This is a genomic window from Variovorax stachyos (assembly GCF_051400855.1).
GTDB lineage: Bacteria > Pseudomonadota > Gammaproteobacteria > Burkholderiales > Burkholderiaceae_C > Variovorax.
In genome coordinates this window covers 451,766-472,324 of record NZ_JBLFFN010000001.1, presented here as the reverse complement: position 1 = coordinate 472,324, position 20,559 = coordinate 451,766, and the positions used below count along the sequence as shown (strand labels likewise).

Sequence of the window (20,559 nt, the reverse complement as noted above, 5' to 3'; positions counted from 1 at the left end):
GCAAGACCTCCGTGCGAGGACAAGCCGCTGGCACCGCCCTCGTGCGCTGCGCACCAGACAAGGGTAAGTCCCCATCCCCTGGCTCCATGCAGGCTTGCGCCCTGGCACTTCCGGCCGGGCGCCCGTGGGTGCAAAGTTCCATTCGCCTCATCACCAGGAGAAACGAATGAACATGCCCCGGCGCTTCACCCTCTCAGGCGCGGCCTTGGCCGCCGCATTGGCCCTCGGCGGGGCCGCCGCCCAGGCCCAGACCAAGGAGCTGACCTTCGCACACCAGGACATGCTGGTGCCGCTGCGCCTCGTCATGGAGTCGGGCGAGGTCGAGAAGGCCACCGGCTACAAGATCAACTGGCGCATGTTCTCGGGCGGCGGCGACGTGATCCGCGCCATGGCCTCGGGCGACGTGCAGATGGGCGAGACGGGCTCGAGCCCGCTGACCGCCGCCGCGAGCCAGGGCCAGGACATCAAGCTGTTCTGGATCTCCGCCGACATCGCCGACGCCGAGGCGCTGGTCGCGCGCAACTCCTCCGGCATCACGAGCATGAAGGACCTGAAGGGCAAGAAGGTCGCCACGCCCTTCGTCTCCACCGCGCACTACCAGCTGATGGCCGGCATGAAGATGGAAGGCGTGGACCCGAAGACGGTCAACGTGATGAACATGCGCCCGCCCGAGATCGCGGCGGCCTGGGAGCGTGGCGACATCGACGCCACCTTCATCTGGGACCCGGTGCTGTCGAAGATCCGCTCCAGTGGCAAGGTCATCGCCACCTCCGGCAGCATCGGCAAGCGCGGCGCTCCCACCTTCGAGGGCATCGTGGTGAACGCCAAGTGGGCCGCCGCCAACGAGCCCTTCATGGTCGCCTTCGTGAAGGCGCTCAACCGCGCCAACGAGGAGTACAAGGCCTCCGGCAAGAGCTGGACACCCGACTCGCCCCAGATCAAGGCCATGGCCAAGTGGACCAAGGCCGACCCCAAGGACGTCGGCGCGGCGATGGCGCTCTACAGCTTCCCGACCCTGGCCGAGCAGGTCTCGCCCACCTGGCTGGGCGGCGGCGCGGCCAAGGCAATGGCCAACACGGCCGTGTTCCTCAAGGAGCAGGGCCGGGTGCAGGAGGTCAAGGCCGACTACAGCGGCTTCGTGACCACGGCCTACGTCGAGAAGGCGATGGCGGCGGCCAAGTAGCAAGGAAGAAAAAGAAGGCGCCCCATGCCCACGCTCGACATCCGAGACCTCACGGTCAACTACGCCGTCACCGGCGGCACGCTGCAGGCGCTGGCCCCCGTCAACCTGCAGATGCACGACGGCGACTTCGTGGTCGCGCTCGGCGCCTCCGGCTGCGGCAAGACCACGCTGCTCAACTGCATCGCCGGCTTCCTGCCGCCTTCCACCGGCGAGATCCTGCTGGATGGCAAGCCGGTCGCCGGCCCCGGCGCCGACCGCGGCGTCGTGTTCCAGAAGCATGCGCTGATGCCCTGGCTCAACGTGCGCGACAACGTCGCGCTGGGCCTGCGCCTGGCCGGCGTCGGCAAGGCCGAGCGCGACCGGATCGCCGAGGACAAGCTGGCGCTGGTCGGCCTGCAGCAGTACGCCGGCCGCGCCGTCTACGAACTCTCCGGCGGCATGCAGCAGCGCGTGGGCATTGCCCGCGCGCTGGCCAGCGACCCGGCCGTGCTGCTGATGGACGAGCCCATGGGCGCGCTCGACGCCTTCACGCGCGAGCAGGTGCAGGAGATCCTGCTGAAGGCCTGGTCGAAGTCGAACAAGATGGTGTTCTTCATCACTCACTCGGTGGAGGAGGCGCTGTTCCTCGCCACCCGGCTCATCGTGATGAGCCCGAGCCCGGGGCGCATCTCGCACGTGTACGACCAGGTGCCGTTCTCTCGCCAATACCTCTCGCACGGCGATTCGCGCAAGGTGAAGTCGGAGCCCGAGTTCATCCGCATGCGCGAAGAGGTCCTGGCGATCATCCATCATCGGGAGGCCGTCCATGCCTGACGCCATCATCGCTTCGCCCGTGGCCATGACGCCACCTGCCAACAGTCCCGGGCAGCCGGCCGTCGTCGCGGCGCCGGGGGCTGCGACGAAGGGCGGTGCCAAGCTCAAGACCAGCGCCTTCAAGGTGCCGGGCGCGGGCTCGAGCGCCGCCATCAGCGTCGTCACCGTGGCCGCGCTCGTGGCGCTGTGGTTCATCGTGACCAACATGGGCTGGGTCAAGCCGCTCTTCCTGCCCTCGCCGCAGGCAGTGGCGCAGCAGTTCTACGAATACGTGACCGGCCAGGCCAACGACAAGCCGCTGTGGCAGCACTTCCTGGCGAGCATGTTCCGCGTGTTCTCGGCCTTCCTGCTGGCGTGCGTGACGGCCATTCCCATCGGCATTGCCATGGGCATGAGCCGGGTGGCGCGCGGCATCTTCGACCCGCCGCTGGAGTTCTACCGGCCGCTGCCGCCGCTGGCCTACCTGCCGCTGATCATCATCTGGTTCGGCATCGACGAGCTGCCCAAGGTGCTGCTGATCTTCCTGTCGTGCTTCGCGCCGCTGGCCCTGGCCGCACGCTCGGGCATGCGCAGCGCGTCGCAGGAGCAGATCAACGCGGCCTACTCGATGGGTGCCAGCTACATGCAGGTGATCCGCCACGTGATCCTGCCCTCGGCCCTGCCCGACATCCTGGTGGGCATGCGCATCGCGATCGGCTTCGGCTGGACCACGCTGGTGGCGGCGGAAATGGTGGCGGCCAACATGGGCCTGGGCCAGATGGTGCTCAATGCATCGAACTTCCTGCGCACCGACATCGTGATCATGGGGATCATCGTGATCGGCGTGGTGGCCTACCTGTTCGACCTGCTGATGCGCTGGCTGGAGCGCCGGCTGGTCCCGTGGAAGGGACGCATGTAGCAGGCGCTCAGGGTGTCGCGGCGCGGCTGGGAATGCCCAGGCCGCGCACGACCGCGGGCCGCGCCACGAAGGCTTCGAGTGCGCGCTTCACGTGTGGGAAGGCGTTGAATTCCACCAGTTCGCCCGCTTCGTAGAAGCCGATCAGGTTGCGAACCCACGGGAAGGTCGCGATGTCGGCGATGGTGTAGTCGTCACCCATGATCCAGTCGCGCCCGGCCAGCCGCTTCTCGAGCACCCCGAGCAGTCGCCTGGATTCCGCCACATAGCGGTCGCGCGGGCGCTTGTCGTCGTAGTGCTTGCCCGCGAACTTATGGAAGAAGCCGAGCTGGCCGAACATCGGCCCGATGCCGCCCATCTGGAACATCAGCCACTGAATGGTTTCGTAGCGCGCGGCGGGGTCGGCCGGCAGCAACTGGCCCGTCTTGTCTGCCAGGTAGATCAGGATCGCGCCCGACTCGAAGAGCGGCAGCGGTTTGCCACCGGGGCCGTCAGGGTCGAGGATGGCGGGGATCTTGTTGTTGGGGCTGAGCGAGAGGAACTCCGGCGACATCTGGTCGTGGGTTTCGAAGTTGACCAGGTGGGGCTCGTAGGGGAGGGCGGTCTCCTCCAGCATGATCGAGACCTTGACGCCATTGGGGGTGGGCAGAGAGTAGAGCTGCAGGCGGTCGGGGTGGGCTGCGGGCCACTTCCTGGCGATGGGATAGGCGGACAGATCGGCCATGGGTTCTCCTTGTTGTCTTGAAGAAGGCACAAGGCCGGATTCTGCCTCTGCTTCGGATGAGGGGCGAATGCGGCGTAGCCGGTCGCCAGTGGAGATTGCGGATTTAGTGACAGATATTTCAGGCCGAAGTCTCTCGAAGAGACGGTAAGTGTTAATGCCGTGTGCGCGGATTGACACCGCTTGAACTTTCTCCTGTCTTTGCTGTTGTGACTTCCGTGGCTACGATCCGCCACCAATGAACGGATGCGGCGGCAGGATGCCGTTGCCACCGCAGTTCCTCTCATTGAATTGCGCCGCTGCGCGCCATGACGCGCAGCGAGAAGATCAATCACCCAGGGAGTCCCATGGCAAGCCGTCAACGGCGCGCACGCGTGCGCGCTGCACTTTCAACCTCGTCCGCTCGAAGCCAGTCCAGCATCGCGACTCGCAAGAGACCCGGAGCTTCCACCGCCATCTGGCGAGCCTGGGCCGTCCTTCAGCCGCCTGGGCGTGTTGAGGTGGTCGCTGTGAACCGCATACATCTGGCCGTTGATCGCCAATCTCAGCAGCACGCCGAACCCGGGAACGACCGGCGTCTCGGATGTAACGTACAACATCGGATTCATGGGGATGTATCGAGACCAGGAAAGCGGGCTTGCGCAGAACTGGAATCGATACTTCGACAAGCGCCTGGGCCGCTACACGCAGCCCGATCGCATCGGACTTGATGGCGGACCGAATCGATATCCCTATGCCAACCTGAATCCGCTGAGGTACGCCGATCCTGATGGCCGCTTGGCATTCTTGCTGCCGGCAGCACCCACGATTGGTGGCTGGATCGCAGGCGGAGTAGGTACCGCAACCGGTGCAATGCTCGGCTGGAATGTGTTTGGGCCGATGCTTCAGGACAAGACGCCCAACATGGTGAGCCCGGCTCATGGCACGTCAACCCTGGTAGCGGGCAGGAGCGCAAGTACGGCACCGATGGCAAGCCGGAAATGGACATCGACTGGGATCATGATCACGGACAAGGTGCGCCGCATGGTCACAATTGGGGCCCTAGCGGACGCGACAAGGGTTGGCCCTTGTCACCTTGGCCCCGCGGCAGAAAATCATGCAACTAGAGGAGCCAACATGAGTCGATTCGTCATGCTTGTATTGCAATCGGATAGTCAGCTTTTCGTCCGGCGCATCGCCCGAGAAGTCCCCGTATGGATAGCCGACACGCAGGCGAACGCACAGATCAAGGCTAGTTCGACAGGTGACCCCGAGCAAATGACTTGGTTTCCACTAAGAGCAGGCGAATCGCTTGAGCAGGCAGCAGCGCGAATCGCCGTGTCCTTGGATGACCACTACAACGAGCACTCGCAGCAGCCTGGCTATGACACGCTTGTAGTGCAAGGGGTCGACGCGGCAGCAATGCCGATGGACATATTCAAGGATCTGGGGTTCGTTGATTTCGAGGAATCTCGTTTCGGCCTTGTTGCGTCCAAATGAGCGCCTCTGTGCCTCATGAGCTTCCGCCCTCGGACCACCTTGACTCAAAGAAGGAAATCAACTCAAAACGCATCTCCGAGCTGCATGACGCAGAGCTCTATGCAGTTCTTCATGACGCGGCGTCCAGTACCGTCGAATGCACTTTCCGCAGAGTGGATGGGTACGATCTGACCTTGTCGCTCACCGGCATAGAGAGGTTTCGCTGCAGCGACTTCGGGTTACAGAACGTCGTGCTCGAATTGATCGTTTTTGACACGGCCCGACGAGCGACGCAAGAAGAAGTTCGAGCCCATCTCCAGTGGATCTCAGCTACTTCGGATGGGGAGAACCTGTCTAGCGCGAGGGAGATCGAAACTGCCGTTCAGAACGTGCTCGACGGAAAGTACGTCCTTGTCACCTCGCCTGAAACTAGGCATCTACGCTGCGGCATCAACAGTCCTTGCCTTGGTCTTTTTGCCTCCCCTGATAGCACCGTACTTGTAAGAATGGCGCGTGACAAAAGTAGTGTGGTAGGGTCACGCTCAGCCCAGCACTCACCAACCCACCCGACAGCGGAGAACAACATGAGCGTGCACAGACGCATTCAAGGCACCTGGATTCGTCTGGACTCAAACGAGCACGATGATGCCTCCGCGCACGCCGGCGAAGAGCCCGAAGATCTCGAGGCACTCGCTCAGGAATCAGCCTCGGCCATGCCGGTCCGCAGGGCATTCCTGTTCTGCTCCATGCTTGGTTTCTCAATCTACGCACTGCTGGGTCTCGACGATGCCGACAACAAGGACTTCGTCGTGACACTCGCCCCGGGCGAGTACGTGCGCATGCTTCGAACCGGGGCCCAGCTCACGCCCACCGAACTCGATCAAGCAATCGGCCATGACATTGGCTTCATCGAAAGCGTAGAGGCCGGCGACGTCGATCTCGTGGAGTACCCCGTGCAGCTTGCGCTCGACATTGCGCGAAGCACTCGATCTTCCGCCTGTCGACTGCTCAAGGTTCTGGAGCAGGCGACCTGGCGTTCTTAGTCCTTCGATCGTGCAGTTCGCAAAGCTGAGACCCTCTTCCGTCTCCGCCTAGCGCCCGGCCCCGCCCGCGGGCAGCGGCCGGGCATGCGCCTCACCCACCGGCGCCGAGCGCCCGATCAGCCAGGCGCACAGTGCGGACACCACCCCCGCGAACAGCACATACATGCAGATCTGCCAAGGCTGCCCCCCACCCGACTTCAGCAACGCCGTCGCAATGATCGGCGTGATGCCCGACGCAAAGATCCCCGAGAACTGGTAGACGAAGGAGATCCCCGTGTACCGCACCTTCGCATCGAAAAGATCGCAGAAGAGCGCGGCCTCGGGCCCGTACACCGACGCGTAGAGGATGCCGAACGGCACGATGATCGCGAGCCAGATCAGCAGCACGTTGCCCCCGCTGTGCGTCATCAGCCAGAAGCCGGGAAACGCGGAGACGGCCGTGATCAGCGATCCCCACATGTAGACCTTGGGCCTTCCCAGCCGGTCGGACATGCGCCCGAAGAAGGGAATGGTGAAGATCATCACCACCGCCGCCGCCATCACGCCCAGCAGCGCCTCGGTACGGCTGATCTTGAGCGCGCTGGTCAGGTAGTTGATGGAGAACACGCCGAAGACGTTGAAGAACACACCGTCGATGTAGCGCGCGCCCATGCCCTTGAGCACGTTGCCCGGGTAGCGCCTGATCATGTCCATGAAGGGAATGCGCAGCTCGGCGTTGCGCGCCTTCACCTCGGCGAACTCCGGCGTCTCCTGCACGTGCAGGCGGATGTACATGCCCACCGCGACCATCACGCCCGAGATCAGGAAGGCGATGCGCCAGCCCCAGGCCAGGAACTGCTCGTCGGTCAGCAGGAAGGACAGCAGCGCCACCACGCCCGAGGCCATGCACAGCCCGATGGCCAGGCCGATCTGCGGCAGCGAGGCGTAGAAGCCGCGCTTTTCCTTCGGCGCGTACTCGTAGGCCATCAGCACCGCGCCGCCCCATTCGCCGCCCAGGCCGATGCCCTGCGCCACGCGCAGCAGGAGCAGCAGGATGGGCGCGGCGATGCCGATCTGCGCATAGGTGGGCACCAGGCCGATGAGGAAGGTGGCCACGCCCATGATCATCAGCGTGAGGATCAGCATGCTCTTGCGGCCGATCTTGTCGCCGAAGTGCCCGAAGATCACGCCGCCCAGCGGGCGCGTCACGAAGCCCACGGCAAAGGTGGTGTAGGCCAGCAGCGTCGACACCACCGGGTCGCTGCCCGGGAAGTAGAGCTTGTTGAACACGATGCCGGCCACCACCCCGTAGAGGAAGAAGTCGTACCACTCGATGCTGGCGCCCACCAGCGCCGATACCACTACGCGTCGAATCGCCTTCTCGTCGGTTGCACTCATGTGTTGTCTCCAGTGAAGTGTCGTTGTGGAGCCCTTCTTCGAGGGCTTGAGGAAACTCAGCGGGCGAGGGCGGTGGCGTCCTCGCGGATCAGGTCGACGGCCTTCTCGGCCATCATCACGGCCGGCGCGTTGGTGTTGCCCGAGACCAGCGTGGGCATGGCCGAGCAGTCGACCACGCGCAGGCCGCCCACGCCGTGCACGCGCAGGCGAGCATCGACCACGGCCATCCAGTCGCTGCCCATGCGGCAAGTGCCGCTCGGGTGAAAGATGGTGGCGCCGTTGTCGCGGCAGAACTCGAGCAGGTCGGCGTCGCTCGTGGCACCCGGCCCCGGCTTGACCTCGCGCTTGACGTAGGGTCGCATCGCCGGCGAGGCGGCGATGGCCCGCGCTGCCTTCACGCCGGCCACGGCGGTCGCGCGGTCCCGTTCGGTCGCAAGGTAGTTGGGCTGCATCTCCGGCGGCTCGGCCGGATCGCGCGAGCGGATGCGGATGTGGCCGCGCGACTCGGGCCGCAGCTGGCAGACAGACAGCGTGAAACCCGACCACGGATGCACCTTGCCGCCCGCCATGTCGGCCGACAGCGTGGCGACGTGGAACTGGATGTCGGGCGTAGCGGCCACCGGCTGCCCGTTCGCATCGGCCAGCGCGCGCATGAAGCAGCCGCCCTGGTTGATGCCGACCGCCAGCGGGCCGGTGCGGTGCATCAGCCATTCCAGGCCCATCCTGGCCTGGCCCATCCAGGAGTTGAGCTGGTCGTTGGTGGTGATGGGCTTGGTGCACTCGTAGCCGAGGCGGATCTGCAGGTGGTCCTGCAGGTTCTCGCCGACTCCCGGCAGCTCGTGCACCACCGAAACGCCGCGCTGCTCGAGCAGCGCGCGCGGGCCGATGCCCGAGAGCTGCAGCAGCTGCGGCGACTGGATCGCGCCGGCGGACAGCAGCACCTCGGCGCGACAGCGCGCGACCTTCGCCGCGCCGCCCTGCGTATAGCGCACGCCGACCGCGCGGCGGCCCTCGAACACCAGCCCGGTGGCCAGCGCCTCGGTCGCGATGCGCAGGTTGCTGCGGCCCTTCGCCGGGCCGAGGTAGGCCTTGGCGGTGCTGCAGCGCCACCCCTGGTGGGTGGTGAGCTGGTAGTAGCCCGCGCCTGCCTGGTCGGCGCCGTTGAAGTCGTCGGTGCGCTTCACGCTCAGCGGGCCGATCTGCTGTGCACCTTCGATGAAGGCCTCGATCAGCTCGTGCTTCGCGCCGATGTCCGAGACCTTGAGCGGGCCGTCCGCGCCGTGGAAGGCATTGGCCCCACGCTGGTTGCCTTCGGACTTGATGAAGTAGGGCAGCACGTCGTCGTAGCCCCAGCCCGTGTTGCCGAGAGCGGCCCAGTGGTCGTAGTCCTCGCGCTGGCCGCGGATGTAGATCAGGCCGTTGATCGAGCTGGAGCCGCCCAGCGTCTTGCCGCGCGGCCAGTAGATGCGCCGGCCGTTCATGTTCGGGTCGGGGTCGGTCTCGAAGCGCCAGTTGTAGGTGGGGCTCCACATCGTCTTGCCGTAGCCGATGGGCAGGTGGATCCACAGCGAGTTGTCGGCGGGCCCCGCCTCCAGCAGCAGCACGCGCGTGGCCGGGTCTTCGCTGAGCCGCCCGGCCAGCACGCAGCCGGCCGAGCCGGCACCCACGACGATGTAATCGAACTCTTCTTCAACGGGCATGCAGGCTTCCGGGCAGTGGAACAATCGCTTCGGTTGCCGATGCTAGGCGATTGATTTTCGGAACGCAACGTTCCACTTTAGAGGTTTACCCGTATGACGCGTCCTGCGCGCAGCGCTGTTGCTGCACCTGCTGTTGTCTCCAAGAAGCGCCCCGCGGCGCGCGTCCCGGCGCCCGCGCCGCAGGCCGAGGAGCCGGCGACGGGCTCATCGGCCGAGCGCAGCCTGCGCCTGCTGGCCCTGCTGGCCAACGAAGGCCGTGCGTTGTCGCTCGCCGACCTGGCGGCGCAGCTGTCGCTGCCCAAGGGCACGGCGCATCGCATCTGCACGCAGCTGCTGGCGACGGGCTTCCTGGCGCGCGATGTGGACGAGCGCATGTTCAGCGTCGGGCCCGCGCTGCGGCAGCTGGCCTTCGACACGCTGAACCACGGCGTGGTGCGCGGGCTGCGGCACGAGGTGCTGTCGGAGCTGGTGCGCCAGGTCGGCGAGACCTGCAACTTCACGACGCTGGATGGGGCGCAGGTGCTGTACCTCGATCGCGTCGAGGCGCAATGGCCGCTGCGCCTGACGCTGGATGTCGGCTCGCATGTGCCGCTGCATTGCACGGCGAGCGGCAAGCTGTTCCTGGCGCAGATGGAGAAGAAGGAACGCGACGCGGTGATCGGCCAGATCACGTTGACGCGGATGACCGCCAACACGATCACCGATGCAGACCAGCTGCGTGCCGAGTGCGAGGCGATCGCCAGGCGCGGCTATTCGACGGACCGGGAGGAGTTCATCGCGGGCCTGGTGGCGGTGGCGGTGCCGGTCTTCGATGCGACGGGCAAGCAGCGCGCCGCCATCGCCGTGCACGCGCCGACCGCGCGGATGACGATGGAGGATGCGATCAAGGCAATCGGGGCACTGAGAGAGGCGGCGGGGAGGATGGCGGGCTTGCTCTGAGGGATGGGGGAGTGGCGAACGTGGCCGATCGGCTCATGGCACGAACATCGTCCAGGGCGTTTCGCCATCGCGCAATTCCCGCCGCGCCGTGAGCGCCGCCAAGGGCTCGCCCGCCTCGAAGCGCGCGACCATCTCTTCCGGATCGAACACGATGCCCATGAAGTTCTCGCGATAGGCCCCGCCCGCGAAGAAGGCATCGAGTTCCTCGGGCCGCTCGAAGACGTCGTGCTGCAGCTCGAGCCGGTGCCCGTCCGGGTCCTTGTAGTAAAGCGAGATGGTGGGGCCGTGGTTGATCGTCCAGTAGGGCCGGATGTCGTGCTCGCCGAGCCGCCGGTAGGTGGCGAGCAGGTCGGCGAGCGAGGCATAGGTGAAGGCAATGTGCTCCAGCCCGGTGTGCGCATCGCCCGCATGCCCGAGCTCGGGCCGCGCGATCAGGCCGATGCGGTGATGCTCCTCGTCGTAGGTGAGAAAGCACACCATCTCGTTCTCGAAGGCCGGCCTCGCTTCCAGCACCTTCAGATACCAGGCGCGCGAGCGTTCGAGCTCGGACACGCGCAGCACCACATGGGCCAGCTTCGCGGGGCGGACGCGCGTGGCCTGCGCATCGGGGAGTCGTCTCGGGGCGTTCATGTCTTGTCTCCATCGGGTTCGTGAACGACGCGGTTCTCGATCGCGCCGATCGATTCGATCTCCACGCGCACCACGTCGCCGGCGCGCAGGTAGCGCGGCGGCGACATCAGCCCGCCGCAGCCGGCCGGACTGCCGGTGGACAGGACATCGCCGGGTTCCAGCGTGAAGGCGGTCGTGAGCTCGGCGATCATTTCGCCGACGCGGTGCAGCATCTCGCCGGTGCTGCCGTCCTGCCGCAGCTCGCCGTTGACCCAGGTGCGCAGGCGCAGCGCATGGGGGTCGGCGATCTCGTCGCGCGTCACCAGCCAGGGGCCGAAGGGGCCGTGGGTGTCGAAGGACTTGCCCAGCGTGTGGGTGGGTGCACGCAGCTGCCAGTCGCGCACGCTCAGGTCGTTGACCACCACGTAGCCGGCGATTGCCGCGTCGGCCTCGTCGGCGCGTACGTGGCGGCAGCGCTGCCCGATCACCACGCCCAGCTCGCCTTCGTAGTCGAGTTGGTCGGAGATCCGGGGCTTGTGCACCGGGTCGTACGGACCGGCGACGCACGAGACCTGCTTGTTGAACCACACCTGGCCCGCAGGACGCACAAGCCCCAGCCTGGCCGCTTCCTCGAGATGCGAGGCGTAGTTGCCGCCCAGGCCCAGGAACTTGCGCGGCGCCGGCACGGGCGCGCACAGCTGCACCTGCGCCAGCGGCAGCCGCGGGCCCAGGCGCGCTGCCTGCCGGACCCAGGCGAGGCCTTCGGCACCCCGCTCCAGCAGTTCGCGCAGGCCCGCCGGCGCGCCGGGCAGGGTCGACACGTCGACGACATCGTCCCCCTCGACCACGCCGTACTTCGGCGTGCCCTGGTGGCGAAAGGTGGCCAGCTTCATCCTTTGTCTCCATCGAATCCAATGCTTTCGATGATGTGGATGGAACGGTGCGCAGACAATCGGGCCGCGAAGAACGCAACGTTCCACAGGGAGAACGCCAGGCCGGCGATCATCGCGGCACAAGGAGACACCGAAGACATGGAAGACTTCAATGACCTGGTGTTCTTCGCCAAGGTGGTCGAGCACCAGGGCTTCTCGGCGGCGAGCCGGCAGCTGGGCGTGGCCAAGTCGCGCCTGAGCCGGCGCATCACGCTGCTGGAGGAGCGTCTGGGCGTGCGGCTGCTCCAGCGCAGTTCACGCCGGCTGGTGCTGACCTCGGTCGGCGAGCGCTTCTATGAACGTTGCCAGGCGATCGTGACACTGGGCGAGTCGGCGCATGAGCTGATCCAGGAGGCGGTGGCGCAGCCGCAGGGCGTGCTGCGCGTGAGCTGCCCCCTCACGCTCGGGCAGTTCTGGCTGACTCCCTTGCTGCCGGCCTTCATGAAGGCGCATCCCCGCGTGCGGCTGCTGCTCACGGTGAGCAACCGACGCGTGGACCCGCTCGAGGAGCCGATGGACGTGGTGCTGCGCGTGCGCCGCCCGCCCTTCGATGATTCGAGCCTCGTGGTGCGTCCGCTGGGCCGCACGCACGACGTGCTGCTGGCCAGCCCCGTGCTGCTGCGTGAGCTGGGCATGCCGGTGGACGTGCCCGGACTCCAGGCATGGCCGACGCTCTCGCTTCCTGCCGAGGGCGAGCGCCATGCATGGCTGCTTCGACGCGGTGCCGAAGCGGCCGAGCTGGTGCACGCGCCGCGGCTGGTCTGCGGCGACATGTTCGCGCTCAAGCGTGCGGCGCTCGAGGGCTTGGGAGTGGTGCTGCTCCCCGAGATCCTGTGCCGCGAGGAGCTGGGCGACGGCAGGCTGGTCCGCGTGCTGCCCGAGTGGGGCTGCGCTGAGAGCGAGATCCAGGCCGTCTTTCCGTCGAGGCGCGGCATGCTGCCGGCTGTGCGGGCCCTGGTGGACTTCCTGGCCGCACATCCGGCAGGCTGAGCAGCGCCTTACAGCGGCAACTGCTCGCCGTGGGCAGCGCTGCGTGCCTGGGCGCGAACCGTGGCGCGCTCGACGCTGCCGCGCGACGTCCGCACCACGCCTTGGCCGTAGCCTTCGGCATAGGGGTTGGCGCTGTGTGCGGCGGCGATGGCCTCGCTGCGCACGCTGCCGCGGTCGGTGGAGGCCGTCAGGACACGCGCGACGCGCGAGGAGACGCCTTCTGCGTACGGGTTCTCGCTGTGTGCGGCGATGACGGCCTGCGCGCGCACGTCGGCACGGCTGTTGGCCGAGACCGGCGCATGCACGCCCTGGTAGGTCTCGGCCTGTGCGCCGGCAGCGGCGAAGAGCGAGAAAGCGGCTGTGGCAATGATCTTCGAGGTGGTGTTCATGTCAGTTCCTTCAAATGGCTAGGGTGGATGTCGAATCGGTGGGGGATCGTCATTCCCGCCTTTCGAGCGGGTGCCGCTATTGAAGCGCGCGCATGTATCGACGATGTTTCGACCGAGCCCGACTTTTGAACTGACGTGTAATCGCCAAGGCGACGAACACACTGGGATACAACTGCGAGCAAACTCCCGGTGCGCTCTACTCGAAAAGCGGCAGCAGCTTGAGCCGCTGAACCTTGCCGGAAGGTCCGCGCGGCAGCTCCTCCACGAAGCGGTAGTGCCCCGGCGACTTGTAGCGCCCGAGCGCGGTCGCGCAGTACGCGCGCAGCTCTTCCTCGGTGCAGGTACAGCCCTCGCGCAGGATCACGCAGGCGCCGACCTCCTGCCCATAGTGGCGATCGGGCACCCCCACCGCGGCTGCGTCGCGCACCGCGGGGTGGGCAAGCAGCGCCTCGTCGATCTCGCGCGGCGCGATGTTCTCGCCGCCCTTGATGATCAGTTCCTTGATGCGCCCGGTGACGAAGAAGAAACCGTCCGCGTCGCGGTGCCCGAGGTCGCCGGTGCGCAGCCATCCGTCAGGGGTAAAGCTGGCGCGCGTGGCCTCGTCGTTCTTGTAGTAGCCGAGCATCACGTTGGGCCCGCGGATCGCGAGCTCGCCAGTCGTGCCGTCGGGCACTTCGGCAAGCTGCTGATCGATCACCCGCGCCTCGCACCCGGAGGCGCGGCCCACCGAGCCCAGCTTGCGCTTCGCAGGGTCCATGGGGTTGGAGAAGGAGGGCGCCGCGGTTTCGGTCAGGCCCATGGTCTCGACGATGCCGATGCCGAACATCTGCTCGAAGGCGCGGTGGTGCTCGGGCGGCAGCGCGGCCGAGGCCGAGCGGCAGAAGCGGATGCCCGCGGTCTGCATTGCCGGCGGCTGCTGGCCTTCGAGCAGGTACGAGATCATGGTGGGGACCACGTTGATCCAGCTGCACCGGGCCTGCGCGGCCTGCTCCCAGAAGCGGCCGGCCGAGAACTTCGGTGGCATTGCCAAGCTGCCGCCATGCGCAAGCGGCGCCAGCATGGTCACGGCGAAGGCGTTGATGTGATAGAGCGGCAGCACGGCGAGCACGCGATCCGCAGGGCCCAGGCCATGTTCGGCGCTGATGGCCTGCGCATTGGCCACGAGGTTGCGCTGGCTCAGCATCACGCCCTTGGGCATGCCGGTGGTGCCCGAGGTGTACATCAGCAGCGCCGTGTCATCGGCGGCCGGGGCGGGGTCTTCGCTGATGGCGGGCGCTTCGGCCTCGCCCGGCAGGGCGGCGGCCTCGGGCTCGACCACCATCAGCGACACCGGCCGCTCGATGTCGTGCAGCATGGCGCGCACGCGTTCTTCCCAGTCGGGCGCGACGCACACCAGCCGGCAGTCGGAATGCGCGAGCACGTAGCGCATCTGCTCAGGCTGCGACAGCAGGTTGACCGGGTTCACGCACAGGCCGGCATGCATCGCACCCAGCAGCACGCGCAGCGTCTGCAGGCCGTTGGGCATGACGAGCGAGACGGTGTCGCCCGGCTTCGCGCCATGCTGGCGCAATACCGCCGCGACGCTGCGGCATCCTTGCGCGAGCTCGGCGTAGTGCAGTGGCGAGCCGCCCCCGGTGGACAACGCATAGACGGCCGCGGGCCGGCACGCAGCCTGCGCCTCGATCAGGGCACGAACGGTCGAGGCTGTCACTCGGCACCGTGCCTGGCGAAGAACTCGCCGAAGATCTCCTCCTGGCTCGGCACGCGCTCGGGGATCGGCCGCGACACGCGCGTGATGTTGAGGTAGTGCCGGTAGTTCATGTTGTCGGAGAAGTTGTTCTTGCCCCAGGTGCCGCAGCCCATCGACAGCGAGAAGGGCAGCCCGTTGTTGAAGCTGCCGCCGGTGGCGATGCAGTGCGCCTGGTCGACGATGACGCGCGACACGGGCAGCGTCAGGCCCAGGCGCATCGCGCGCTCCGGCTCGGCGCTGTGCAGCCCCACCGAGTGGCCCGCGCCCTCGTAGGCGTAGATGCGATCGACGATGGCAGCGGCTTCCTCGAAGTCCTTGGCGGCATAGACCGCGAGCACGGGGCTCAGCTTCTCGCCCGAATACGGATGCTCGTGGCCCACGCCGTCCTCCGCCACCATGAGGATGCGCGGCTGGCGCTCGGCGATCGCAGTCCAGCCGGCGCGGCCCGTGGCGTCCTGCGCCGCCGCGCACTCGGCGATCTCGCGCGCCGACTTGCCGATCACCGCAGCCGAGAGCTTGCCCTCGGGCCACATCAATGATTGCAGCGTCTTCTTCTGCGCCGCGTCGAGCATCACCGCGCCGCGCGCCTCGAGGGCCGCGATCATGGGCGCACGCACCGCGTCGACGACGATCAGGCTGTTCTCGGACGAGCAACTGGTCGCGTTGTCGAAAGTCTTCGACAGCACGATGCGATCGGCCGCCAGCGCCGTGTCCGCCGTCTCGTCGACGATGCTGGCCACGTTGCCCGCGCCCACGCCGAAAGCCGGCGTTCCGCTGGCGTAGGCCGCGCGCACGTTGGCCTGCGAGCCGGTGGCCACCACCAGGTCGCACAGGCGCATCAGCTCGCTCGTGGCCTGCTTGGTGACGGGGGAGGGCAGCAGCTGCACCAGGTCGCGCGGCGCGCCGATCCGGTCGAACTGCGCGTGGATGAATTCGATGAGCCGCGCGGCCGTCGACCAACCCTTGGGGGAGGGCGCGACGATCACCGCGTTGCGCCCCTTGAGCGCGTTGATGATCTTGTTGGCCGGCGTCGCGCCAGGATTGGTCGAAGGGGTGACGGCGCACACCACGCCCACCGGCCGCGCGATCTCGACGATGCCGCGCGCCGGGTCTTCCGAGATCACGCCCACCGAGCGCGCGCCGCGCAGGTCGCGCAAGAGGCCGAAGGTCTTGCGATGGTTCTTGCTGACCTTGTCTTCCACGTTGCCGATGCCCGTGTCGGCCACCGCCAGCTCGGCCAGCTCGCGGTTGCGCTTCGGCTCGATGATGGCCCAGCCTGCGGCGGCCACCGCCATGTCCACCTGTTCCTGCGACCAGGTCTCGTAGATGCGCTGGGCCGCGCGCGCGCGGGCCACGAGCTCCGCGGTGGGGCCGGTGGGTTCGGGGGATGCGTTGTTTGCCATATGCGTGAGAAATGAGGATGCGGAGTCTGCTTAATCAACTTTGATACTGGCTTCCTTGGCGAGCTTGTTCCAGCGAACCATCTCGGTCGCCACCACCTTGCCGAGCTGCTCCGGCGTGCCGCCCACGCCTTCGCTGCCCTGGGCCAGCAGCTTGTCGCGGATCTCGGGCTCGCGCACGACCGTGTTGACCACGCGGTTGAGCTTCTCGATCGCGGCTTTGGGCGTCTTCGCGGGCACGAACATCGCGTACCAGGAGTCGACCTCGAAGTCGGCGATGCCCGCTTCCTGCATGGTCGGCACGTCGGGGAAGGCGGCGCTGCGCTTGGTGGTGGAGACGGCCAGCGCCTTGAGCTTGCCTGCCTTGACGAACTGCGCCGCCGCGGGAATGGACACCCACAGCAGCGGGACCTGGCCGCCCATCACGTCGGTCACGGCCGGGCCGCCGCCGCGGTAGGGCACGTGCGTCATCTCGGTGCCGGTGCGCAGCTTGAACAGCTCGCCGGCCAGGTGCCCGGGCGAGCCGTTGCCCACCGTCGCGAAGGAGAGCGAGCCCGGCTTGGCCTTGGCCACCTTCACCAGCTCGGCCACGTTGTTGGCCGGGAAGCTGGTGTTGGCCACCAGGATCTGCGGCAGCGAGGCCACCATCGCGACCGGCTCGAAGTCCTTCTGCGTGTCGAAGGGCAGCTTGGTGTAGATCGCGGGATTGATGGTGTGCGAGGAGAGCGTGAACAGCACCGTGTAGCCGTCGGGCGCGGACTTGGCCGCGATCTCGGTGCCGATCGAGCCGGCCGCGCCGCCGCGGTTGTCGATGACCACGGGCTGGCCGAGCTGCGCCTGGAACCGCTCCTGCACGATGCGCGCAATCACGTCGGTGCCGCCGCCGGGCGGGTAGGGCACGATCAGCTTGATGGGCTTGCTCGGGTAGTCGGGGCCGTTGCTGCCGCTGCTCCCTTGTGCCTGCGTGGCGAAGGGTGCGGCAAGTGCGGCCGCCGTGAGGACGGCAGTGCGCAGCCAGGGGGCGAAGCGATTCATTCCAGTCTCCTTTTCTTCGGGGTGGTATTCATCGGCTCCGGGCCTACCCGGTAGCCCAGCGTGGTGCTGGCATCGCGCGCGCAGGCCATGACCTGCTCGGCGAGCCCGCGTGCCTGGGTGCGCGCGAAGCGGATCGAGGGCACGCTCATGCCCAGTGCGGCGACTGCTTCGCCGCGCGCATTGAAGACCGGCGCGCCCAGCCCGCAGACGCCGAGCCGCCATTCCTCGCGGTTCTCGGCGTAGCCGCGGATGCGGGTGCGCTCGAGCTCGGCGCGGAGCGCGTCGTAGTCGGTGATGCTGTTGGGCGTGTGCGCTGCCAGCGGGCCGAGGCGCGCGCGCAGCGCGGCCGCATCGAGCTGCGCCGCGGCCAGCAGCGCCTTGCCCGAAGCCACGCAATACGCCGCCGCCCGGCCGCCGACGCGCGAGTAGGCCGCCACCGGCAGGGGGCTGTCGAACTTGTCGAGGTAGACGATCTCCGCGCCGTCGAGCGCCGCGAGGTGGATGGTCTCGCCCGTGGCCTGCGCCAGCGCGGCGAGGTGCGGGCGCAGCAGTGCGCCGATGTCTGCCACCTCGGCCACCAGCGAGCCGAGCTCGAACAGGCGCAGGCTCGGACGGTAGGCGCTGGTCGCCGGGTCCTGCACCGCCCAGCCGCATTCCACCAGCGTCTGCAGCGTGCGGTGCGCATTGCTGCGCGCCTTGCCGAAGGCCTGGGCCAAGTCGGTCACGCGGCAGTCGCGCTGCTGGCGCACCATCCATTCGAGGGCGGCAAGGCCCTTGGCGAGCGTGGAGTCCAAATGGGGTTCCGAGTTTGATGTTCTAAATAATGGAACATCGTTCGCACATTTGGAACAACTCTAGGTGCCGGAATGGAGCATGTCAACCGGGCTGGCCCCGAGCGTGAGTGGCCGCGAGGGTCGATCCCTGTGCAAAGCTTCTCGGAATCGGCGGCTTTGTAAGCTGAAAGACCCCCATATACGACCAAAGTCGCAGTCGGAATTGACGCAGAAGCGGCACACTCGCGCGCTCGTCCGGCGACATCCGGGCCGAACAACGAACTGGAGGGATCGCGCAGATGGAACCCATGCATTGGCACTACCTGGGCGCCCTGGGAGGCGTGATCGGTATCGGCTGGCTGGTCGTGGTGCCGATGTACCGCGGCTGGAAGCCCTTGAACGAGCGCATGAGCGAGCGGGTGAGGGAATCCACCACGCTGCTGGCCACGCTGGAGGAATCCGACGGCCACGCCGGATCGCATCCGTCGCGAAAGTACGGCGTCAGCATTCGCTGAACTCGCCGCCGCTGCGGCTCCGCCCTGACGGGCCTGCGCCCGATGCCCCGGGCGCGCCCTTCCCCTGCCTTCCCGCTCTCTCCGTTGCCCACCGGCGCGCCTTGGCCCAGGCACGCTGCGCCGCCGCTGCGCGCCTCGCCGTGATCGCTCGCGTCTGAGTACTTAAGTAGGCGTTTTGTCATACCCGGCAGCTCTGCTGCTGCGGGCGATCTGTCCTGCGCAAGTCAGGACGTCACGCTCATGCAGACCTTTGTTTGCATATCTACAGTCATTCCCAAGGCAAGACATCAGGCGGCGAGACCGGCGGATGAGCTGCCGAGGAATGGCTTGGAGAGATGCATGCGAATCGGCGAATCACTGTCGTCCATGGGGATCGAGCTGCTGACAAGCGAGGCAGGCGCTTCCTTCATGGAATGCGCACTGGTCGGCTCGCTGGTGCTCGTCATCTGCATGTTGCTGGTCCTGGCCTGGAACAAGAACACATGAGGCCCGGTCGCCGGGTCTCCTGATACGCCGTCGATCGGACGAGAGAGAAGTCGCCAAATGCAGGAAATTCACGCGCTGCTCGAGCTCCTTGCGATGCTGGTCTTCGACCCGCGCACCGCGGTCCTCATTGCATTGCTGGTCATTGCGGGTGTCACCGACTACCGCACCTACCGCATTCCCAACTGGCTGACCTTCGGCGGGGCCGCCTTCGCGCTGATCTACAAGACCGTCATCGCCGTGTCGCCCGGCGCGGCCCTCCTGATGGCCTCGGGCGGCCTGCTTCTCGGATTCGTGCTGCTGCTGCCCCTTTACATGCTGCACGCGATGGGGGCGGGCGACGTGAAGCTGATGGCGATGGTCGGTGCCTTCCTGGGCGCGGACGAGACCTTGCCGGCGGTGCTGTACGCCTTCATCGCCGGCGGCGTCGGTGCCCTCGGCCTTGCGCTGGCCAAGGGACGCCTGGGCCAGATGCTGCGCAACACCTGGGAGGTGCTTTTCAGCCTGGTGAGCCTGAGCGTGGCGGGCGTGCGCCCGGACGCCAGGACGCATGCGCCCCAGTCCGTCGGAAGGCTTCCCTACGGCGTGTGCATCTGTGTCGGAACGATCGGCTACGTGCTGAGCCGGCAGCTGGGCCTCGCCTAGGCCGCCGCATCACTGGCACTCACTCACTTTTCAGCGAGGCATCTCATGAGAAATATCAAGGCATTGGGTCTTTTGTTCCTGGCACTGCTGACCGGCCTGGCCGCAGCGGTCTACGCGAGCGGCTGGGTCACGCGGCAAGGAAGCATCGCTTCCAACAAGGTGGTCGTCGCGGTCGTCGACATCGAGCTGGGCAGCCGAATCAATCCGCAGATGCTGTCGACCATCGATTGGCCCAGCGGCTCGGTGCCGGTGGGTGCCTTCAAGGAAATGAAGGACGTCCAGGAGCGGGTCGCGAAGGTCAGCCTGCTGCGCGGCGAGGCGATCCTCGAAGGCAAGCTCGCGCCGATCGGGACGCAGGGCGGACTGTCCGCCGTCATCTCTCCCGGCAAGCGGGCGATGACGGTGCGCGTCAACGACGTGGTGGGCGTCGCCGGATTCGCGCTGCCGGGCAACTTCGTCGACGTCGTCGTGAATGCTCAGCAGGACAAGGGCAAGGGCGAGGAGAACCGGCAGATCAGCAAGACGGTCCTCGAGCACGTGCTGGTGCTGGCGGTCGCGCAGGAAGCGGGCCGCGACGACACCAAGCCCAAGGTGGTGAGCGCCGTGACGCTCGAGCTGTCGCTCGAAGACTCCGAGAAGCTCGACCTGGCTCGCAGCGTCGGCACGCTGTCCCTCGTCCTGCGCAACCAGGTGGACAAGGACAAGGTCCAGACGGCCGGCATCACCAAGAGCCAGCTGTTCGGCGAGAAGCAGATCCTGCCCGTGTCGCTGACGGTCCCGGCCCCGGCTGCGCCGAAGCCGCGGGTCTTTGCCGGCAAGCCCACGAGCCTGCCTGCCGTGGAGTGCGTCGAGGTCATCCAGAACTCGGGCCGCGCGCTCACCTGCTTCTAGCAAGCCATCGAGGAGAAA

21 protein-coding genes are annotated in these 20,559 nt (G+C 67.0%); 11 read left to right on the top strand and 10 right to left on the bottom strand.

Annotated features, from left to right (window positions below):
* The first annotated feature begins 166 nt into the window (after nt 1–166).
* Genes tauA through ACMGEZ_RS02320 form a run of 3 tightly spaced genes read left to right on the top strand, consistent with a single transcriptional unit; the run spans nt 167 to nt 2,894 of the window.
* Nucleotides 167–1,183 carry a taurine ABC transporter substrate-binding protein gene (gene tauA / locus ACMGEZ_RS02330; protein WP_436820623.1) on the top strand — a complete coding sequence of 339 codons (1,017 nt, stop codon included), beginning with the start codon at nt 167–169 and terminating at the stop codon, nt 1,181–1,183.
* A gap of 24 nt (nt 1,184–1,207) precedes the next feature.
* Nucleotides 1,208–1,996, top strand: a complete 789-nt coding sequence (locus tag ACMGEZ_RS02325; RefSeq protein ID WP_068675595.1) for a taurine ABC transporter ATP-binding protein — start codon at nt 1,208–1,210, stop codon at nt 1,994–1,996.
* Entirely contained in the window at nt 1,989–2,894 is a 906-nt protein-coding gene (locus tag ACMGEZ_RS02320) for an ABC transporter permease subunit (protein WP_436820622.1), read from the top strand. Before ACMGEZ_RS02325 ends, ACMGEZ_RS02320 begins: the two co-directional genes overlap by 8 nt.
* 7 nt (nt 2,895–2,901) lie before the next feature.
* Here the strand turns inward: ACMGEZ_RS02320 and ACMGEZ_RS02315 are convergent, their stop codons facing one another.
* Complete coding sequence (locus tag ACMGEZ_RS02315; protein WP_436820621.1) at nt 2,902–3,615, bottom strand: glutathione binding-like protein; 714 nt, start codon at nt 3,613–3,615, stop codon at nt 2,902–2,904.
* A 528-nt stretch (nt 3,616–4,143) separates the two neighbouring features.
* On the opposite strand from ACMGEZ_RS02315, the gene ACMGEZ_RS02310 reads away from it, so the two are divergent.
* Together ACMGEZ_RS02310 and ACMGEZ_RS02305 are read left to right on the top strand one after the other, a co-directional pair.
* The gene (locus ACMGEZ_RS02310) at nt 4,144–5,091 is read left to right on the top strand and encodes an RHS repeat-associated core domain-containing protein (protein ID WP_436820620.1); all 948 of its coding nucleotides are present in this window, start codon (nt 4,144–4,146) and stop codon (nt 5,089–5,091) included.
* Nucleotides 5,092–5,654: 563 nt separating this feature from the next.
* Nucleotides 5,655–6,113: a hypothetical protein gene (locus ACMGEZ_RS02305; protein ID WP_436820619.1), complete on the top strand. Its 459-nt coding sequence runs from the start codon at nt 5,655–5,657 to the stop codon at nt 6,111–6,113.
* A 48-nt stretch (nt 6,114–6,161) separates the two neighbouring features.
* On the opposite strand, the gene ACMGEZ_RS02300 is transcribed toward ACMGEZ_RS02305, so the two are convergent.
* Both ACMGEZ_RS02300 and ACMGEZ_RS02295 read right to left on the bottom strand, forming a co-directional pair.
* On the bottom strand, nt 6,162–7,490 hold the full coding sequence (locus ACMGEZ_RS02300; protein ID WP_436820618.1) for an MFS transporter: 1,329 nt from the start codon (nt 7,488–7,490) through the stop codon (nt 6,162–6,164).
* 56 nt (nt 7,491–7,546) lie between these two features.
* Nucleotides 7,547–9,190: a GMC family oxidoreductase gene (locus ACMGEZ_RS02295; protein ID WP_436820617.1), complete on the bottom strand. Its 1,644-nt coding sequence runs from the start codon at nt 9,188–9,190 to the stop codon at nt 7,547–7,549.
* 93 nt (nt 9,191–9,283) lie between these two features.
* On the opposite strand from ACMGEZ_RS02295, the gene ACMGEZ_RS02290 reads away from it, so the two are divergent.
* Nucleotides 9,284–10,129 carry an IclR family transcriptional regulator gene (locus ACMGEZ_RS02290; protein ID WP_436820616.1) on the top strand — a complete coding sequence of 282 codons (846 nt, stop codon included), beginning with the start codon at nt 9,284–9,286 and terminating at the stop codon, nt 10,127–10,129.
* A gap of 33 nt (nt 10,130–10,162) precedes the next feature.
* On the opposite strand, the gene ACMGEZ_RS02285 is transcribed toward ACMGEZ_RS02290, so the two are convergent.
* Together ACMGEZ_RS02285 and ACMGEZ_RS02280 are read right to left on the bottom strand one after the other, a co-directional pair.
* Nucleotides 10,163–10,759: a VOC family protein gene (locus tag ACMGEZ_RS02285; protein WP_436820615.1), complete on the bottom strand. Its 597-nt coding sequence runs from the start codon at nt 10,757–10,759 to the stop codon at nt 10,163–10,165.
* The gene (locus ACMGEZ_RS02280) at nt 10,756–11,631 is read right to left on the bottom strand and encodes a fumarylacetoacetate hydrolase family protein (RefSeq protein ID WP_436820614.1); all 876 of its coding nucleotides are present in this window, start codon (nt 11,629–11,631) and stop codon (nt 10,756–10,758) included. The genes ACMGEZ_RS02285 and ACMGEZ_RS02280 overlap by 4 nt, the downstream gene beginning before the upstream one ends.
* Nucleotides 11,632–11,769: 138 nt before the next feature.
* Between ACMGEZ_RS02280 and ACMGEZ_RS02275 the strand changes: the two genes are divergently transcribed.
* The gene (locus tag ACMGEZ_RS02275; RefSeq protein WP_436820613.1) at nt 11,770–12,660 is read left to right on the top strand and encodes a LysR substrate-binding domain-containing protein; all 891 of its coding nucleotides are present in this window, start codon (nt 11,770–11,772) and stop codon (nt 12,658–12,660) included.
* Nucleotides 12,661–12,668: 8 nt separating this feature from the next.
* Here the strand turns inward: ACMGEZ_RS02275 and ACMGEZ_RS02270 are convergent, their stop codons facing one another.
* The 5 genes from ACMGEZ_RS02270 to ACMGEZ_RS02250 all read right to left on the bottom strand — a co-directional run bounded on the left by ACMGEZ_RS02270 (nt 12,669) and on the right by ACMGEZ_RS02250 (nt 18,028).
* Nucleotides 12,669–13,049 carry a helicase SNF2 gene (locus ACMGEZ_RS02270; protein WP_436820612.1) on the bottom strand — a complete coding sequence of 127 codons (381 nt, stop codon included), beginning with the start codon at nt 13,047–13,049 and terminating at the stop codon, nt 12,669–12,671.
* A gap of 196 nt (nt 13,050–13,245) precedes the next feature.
* The gene (locus ACMGEZ_RS02265; RefSeq protein ID WP_436820611.1) at nt 13,246–14,760 is read right to left on the bottom strand and encodes an AMP-binding protein; all 1,515 of its coding nucleotides are present in this window, start codon (nt 14,758–14,760) and stop codon (nt 13,246–13,248) included.
* Nucleotides 14,757–16,202, bottom strand: a complete 1,446-nt coding sequence (gene sauS / locus ACMGEZ_RS02260; protein ID WP_436820610.1) for an acylating sulfoacetaldehyde dehydrogenase — start codon at nt 16,200–16,202, stop codon at nt 14,757–14,759. Before sauS ends, ACMGEZ_RS02265 begins: the two co-directional genes overlap by 4 nt.
* Nucleotides 16,203–16,232: 30 nt before the next feature.
* Nucleotides 16,233–17,234: a tripartite tricarboxylate transporter substrate binding protein gene (locus tag ACMGEZ_RS02255; protein WP_436820609.1), complete on the bottom strand. Its 1,002-nt coding sequence runs from the start codon at nt 17,232–17,234 to the stop codon at nt 16,233–16,235.
* On the bottom strand, nt 17,231–18,028 hold the full coding sequence (locus ACMGEZ_RS02250) for an IclR family transcriptional regulator (protein WP_436820608.1): 798 nt from the start codon (nt 18,026–18,028) through the stop codon (nt 17,231–17,233). The genes ACMGEZ_RS02255 and ACMGEZ_RS02250 overlap by 4 nt, the downstream gene beginning before the upstream one ends.
* A gap of 278 nt (nt 18,029–18,306) precedes the next feature.
* On the opposite strand from ACMGEZ_RS02250, the gene ACMGEZ_RS02245 reads away from it, so the two are divergent.
* The 4 genes from ACMGEZ_RS02245 to cpaB all read left to right on the top strand — a co-directional run bounded on the left by ACMGEZ_RS02245 (nt 18,307) and on the right by cpaB (nt 20,541).
* Nucleotides 18,307–18,522: a hypothetical protein gene (locus tag ACMGEZ_RS02245; RefSeq protein ID WP_436820607.1), complete on the top strand. Its 216-nt coding sequence runs from the start codon at nt 18,307–18,309 to the stop codon at nt 18,520–18,522.
* A gap of 339 nt (nt 18,523–18,861) precedes the next feature.
* On the top strand, nt 18,862–19,008 hold the full coding sequence (locus ACMGEZ_RS02240) for a hypothetical protein (RefSeq protein ID WP_436820606.1): 147 nt from the start codon (nt 18,862–18,864) through the stop codon (nt 19,006–19,008).
* Nucleotides 19,009–19,065: 57 nt separating this feature from the next.
* Nucleotides 19,066–19,650, top strand: a complete 585-nt coding sequence (locus ACMGEZ_RS02235) for an A24 family peptidase (protein ID WP_436820605.1) — start codon at nt 19,066–19,068, stop codon at nt 19,648–19,650.
* A gap of 45 nt (nt 19,651–19,695) precedes the next feature.
* Entirely contained in the window at nt 19,696–20,541 is an 846-nt protein-coding gene (gene cpaB / locus ACMGEZ_RS02230; RefSeq protein ID WP_436820604.1) for a Flp pilus assembly protein CpaB, read from the top strand.
* The last annotated feature ends 18 nt before the right edge of the window (nt 20,542–20,559 follow it).

Coding starts and splice junctions, on each gene's coding strand:
- ACMGEZ_RS02280 (WP_436820614.1), bottom strand. CDS start 11,631: ATGAAGCTGGCCACCTTTCGCCACCAGGGCACGCCGAAGTACGGCGTG.
- ACMGEZ_RS02305 (WP_436820619.1), top strand. CDS start 5,655: ATGAGCGTGCACAGACGCATTCAAGGCACCTGGATTCGTCTGGACTCA.
- ACMGEZ_RS02315 (WP_436820621.1), bottom strand. CDS start 3,615: ATGGCCGATCTGTCCGCCTATCCCATCGCCAGGAAGTGGCCCGCAGCC.
- cpaB (WP_436820604.1), top strand. CDS start 19,696: ATGAGAAATATCAAGGCATTGGGTCTTTTGTTCCTGGCACTGCTGACC.
- ACMGEZ_RS02240 (WP_436820606.1), top strand. CDS start 18,862: ATGCGAATCGGCGAATCACTGTCGTCCATGGGGATCGAGCTGCTGACA.
- tauA (WP_436820623.1), top strand. CDS start 167: ATGAACATGCCCCGGCGCTTCACCCTCTCAGGCGCGGCCTTGGCCGCC.
- ACMGEZ_RS02325 (WP_068675595.1), top strand. CDS start 1,208: ATGCCCACGCTCGACATCCGAGACCTCACGGTCAACTACGCCGTCACC.
- ACMGEZ_RS02245 (WP_436820607.1), top strand. CDS start 18,307: ATGGAACCCATGCATTGGCACTACCTGGGCGCCCTGGGAGGCGTGATC.
- ACMGEZ_RS02270 (WP_436820612.1), bottom strand. CDS start 13,049: ATGAACACCACCTCGAAGATCATTGCCACAGCCGCTTTCTCGCTCTTC.
- ACMGEZ_RS02275 (WP_436820613.1), top strand. CDS start 11,770: ATGGAAGACTTCAATGACCTGGTGTTCTTCGCCAAGGTGGTCGAGCAC.
- ACMGEZ_RS02300 (WP_436820618.1), bottom strand. CDS start 7,490: ATGAGTGCAACCGACGAGAAGGCGATTCGACGCGTAGTGGTATCGGCG.
- ACMGEZ_RS02255 (WP_436820609.1), bottom strand. CDS start 17,234: ATGAATCGCTTCGCCCCCTGGCTGCGCACTGCCGTCCTCACGGCGGCC.
- ACMGEZ_RS02320 (WP_436820622.1), top strand. CDS start 1,989: ATGCCTGACGCCATCATCGCTTCGCCCGTGGCCATGACGCCACCTGCC.
- ACMGEZ_RS02295 (WP_436820617.1), bottom strand. CDS start 9,190: ATGCCCGTTGAAGAAGAGTTCGATTACATCGTCGTGGGTGCCGGCTCG.
- sauS (WP_436820610.1), bottom strand. CDS start 16,202: ATGGCAAACAACGCATCCCCCGAACCCACCGGCCCCACCGCGGAGCTC.
- ACMGEZ_RS02285 (WP_436820615.1), bottom strand. CDS start 10,759: ATGAACGCCCCGAGACGACTCCCCGATGCGCAGGCCACGCGCGTCCGC.
- ACMGEZ_RS02235 (WP_436820605.1), top strand. CDS start 19,066: ATGCAGGAAATTCACGCGCTGCTCGAGCTCCTTGCGATGCTGGTCTTC.
- ACMGEZ_RS02290 (WP_436820616.1), top strand. CDS start 9,284: ATGACGCGTCCTGCGCGCAGCGCTGTTGCTGCACCTGCTGTTGTCTCC.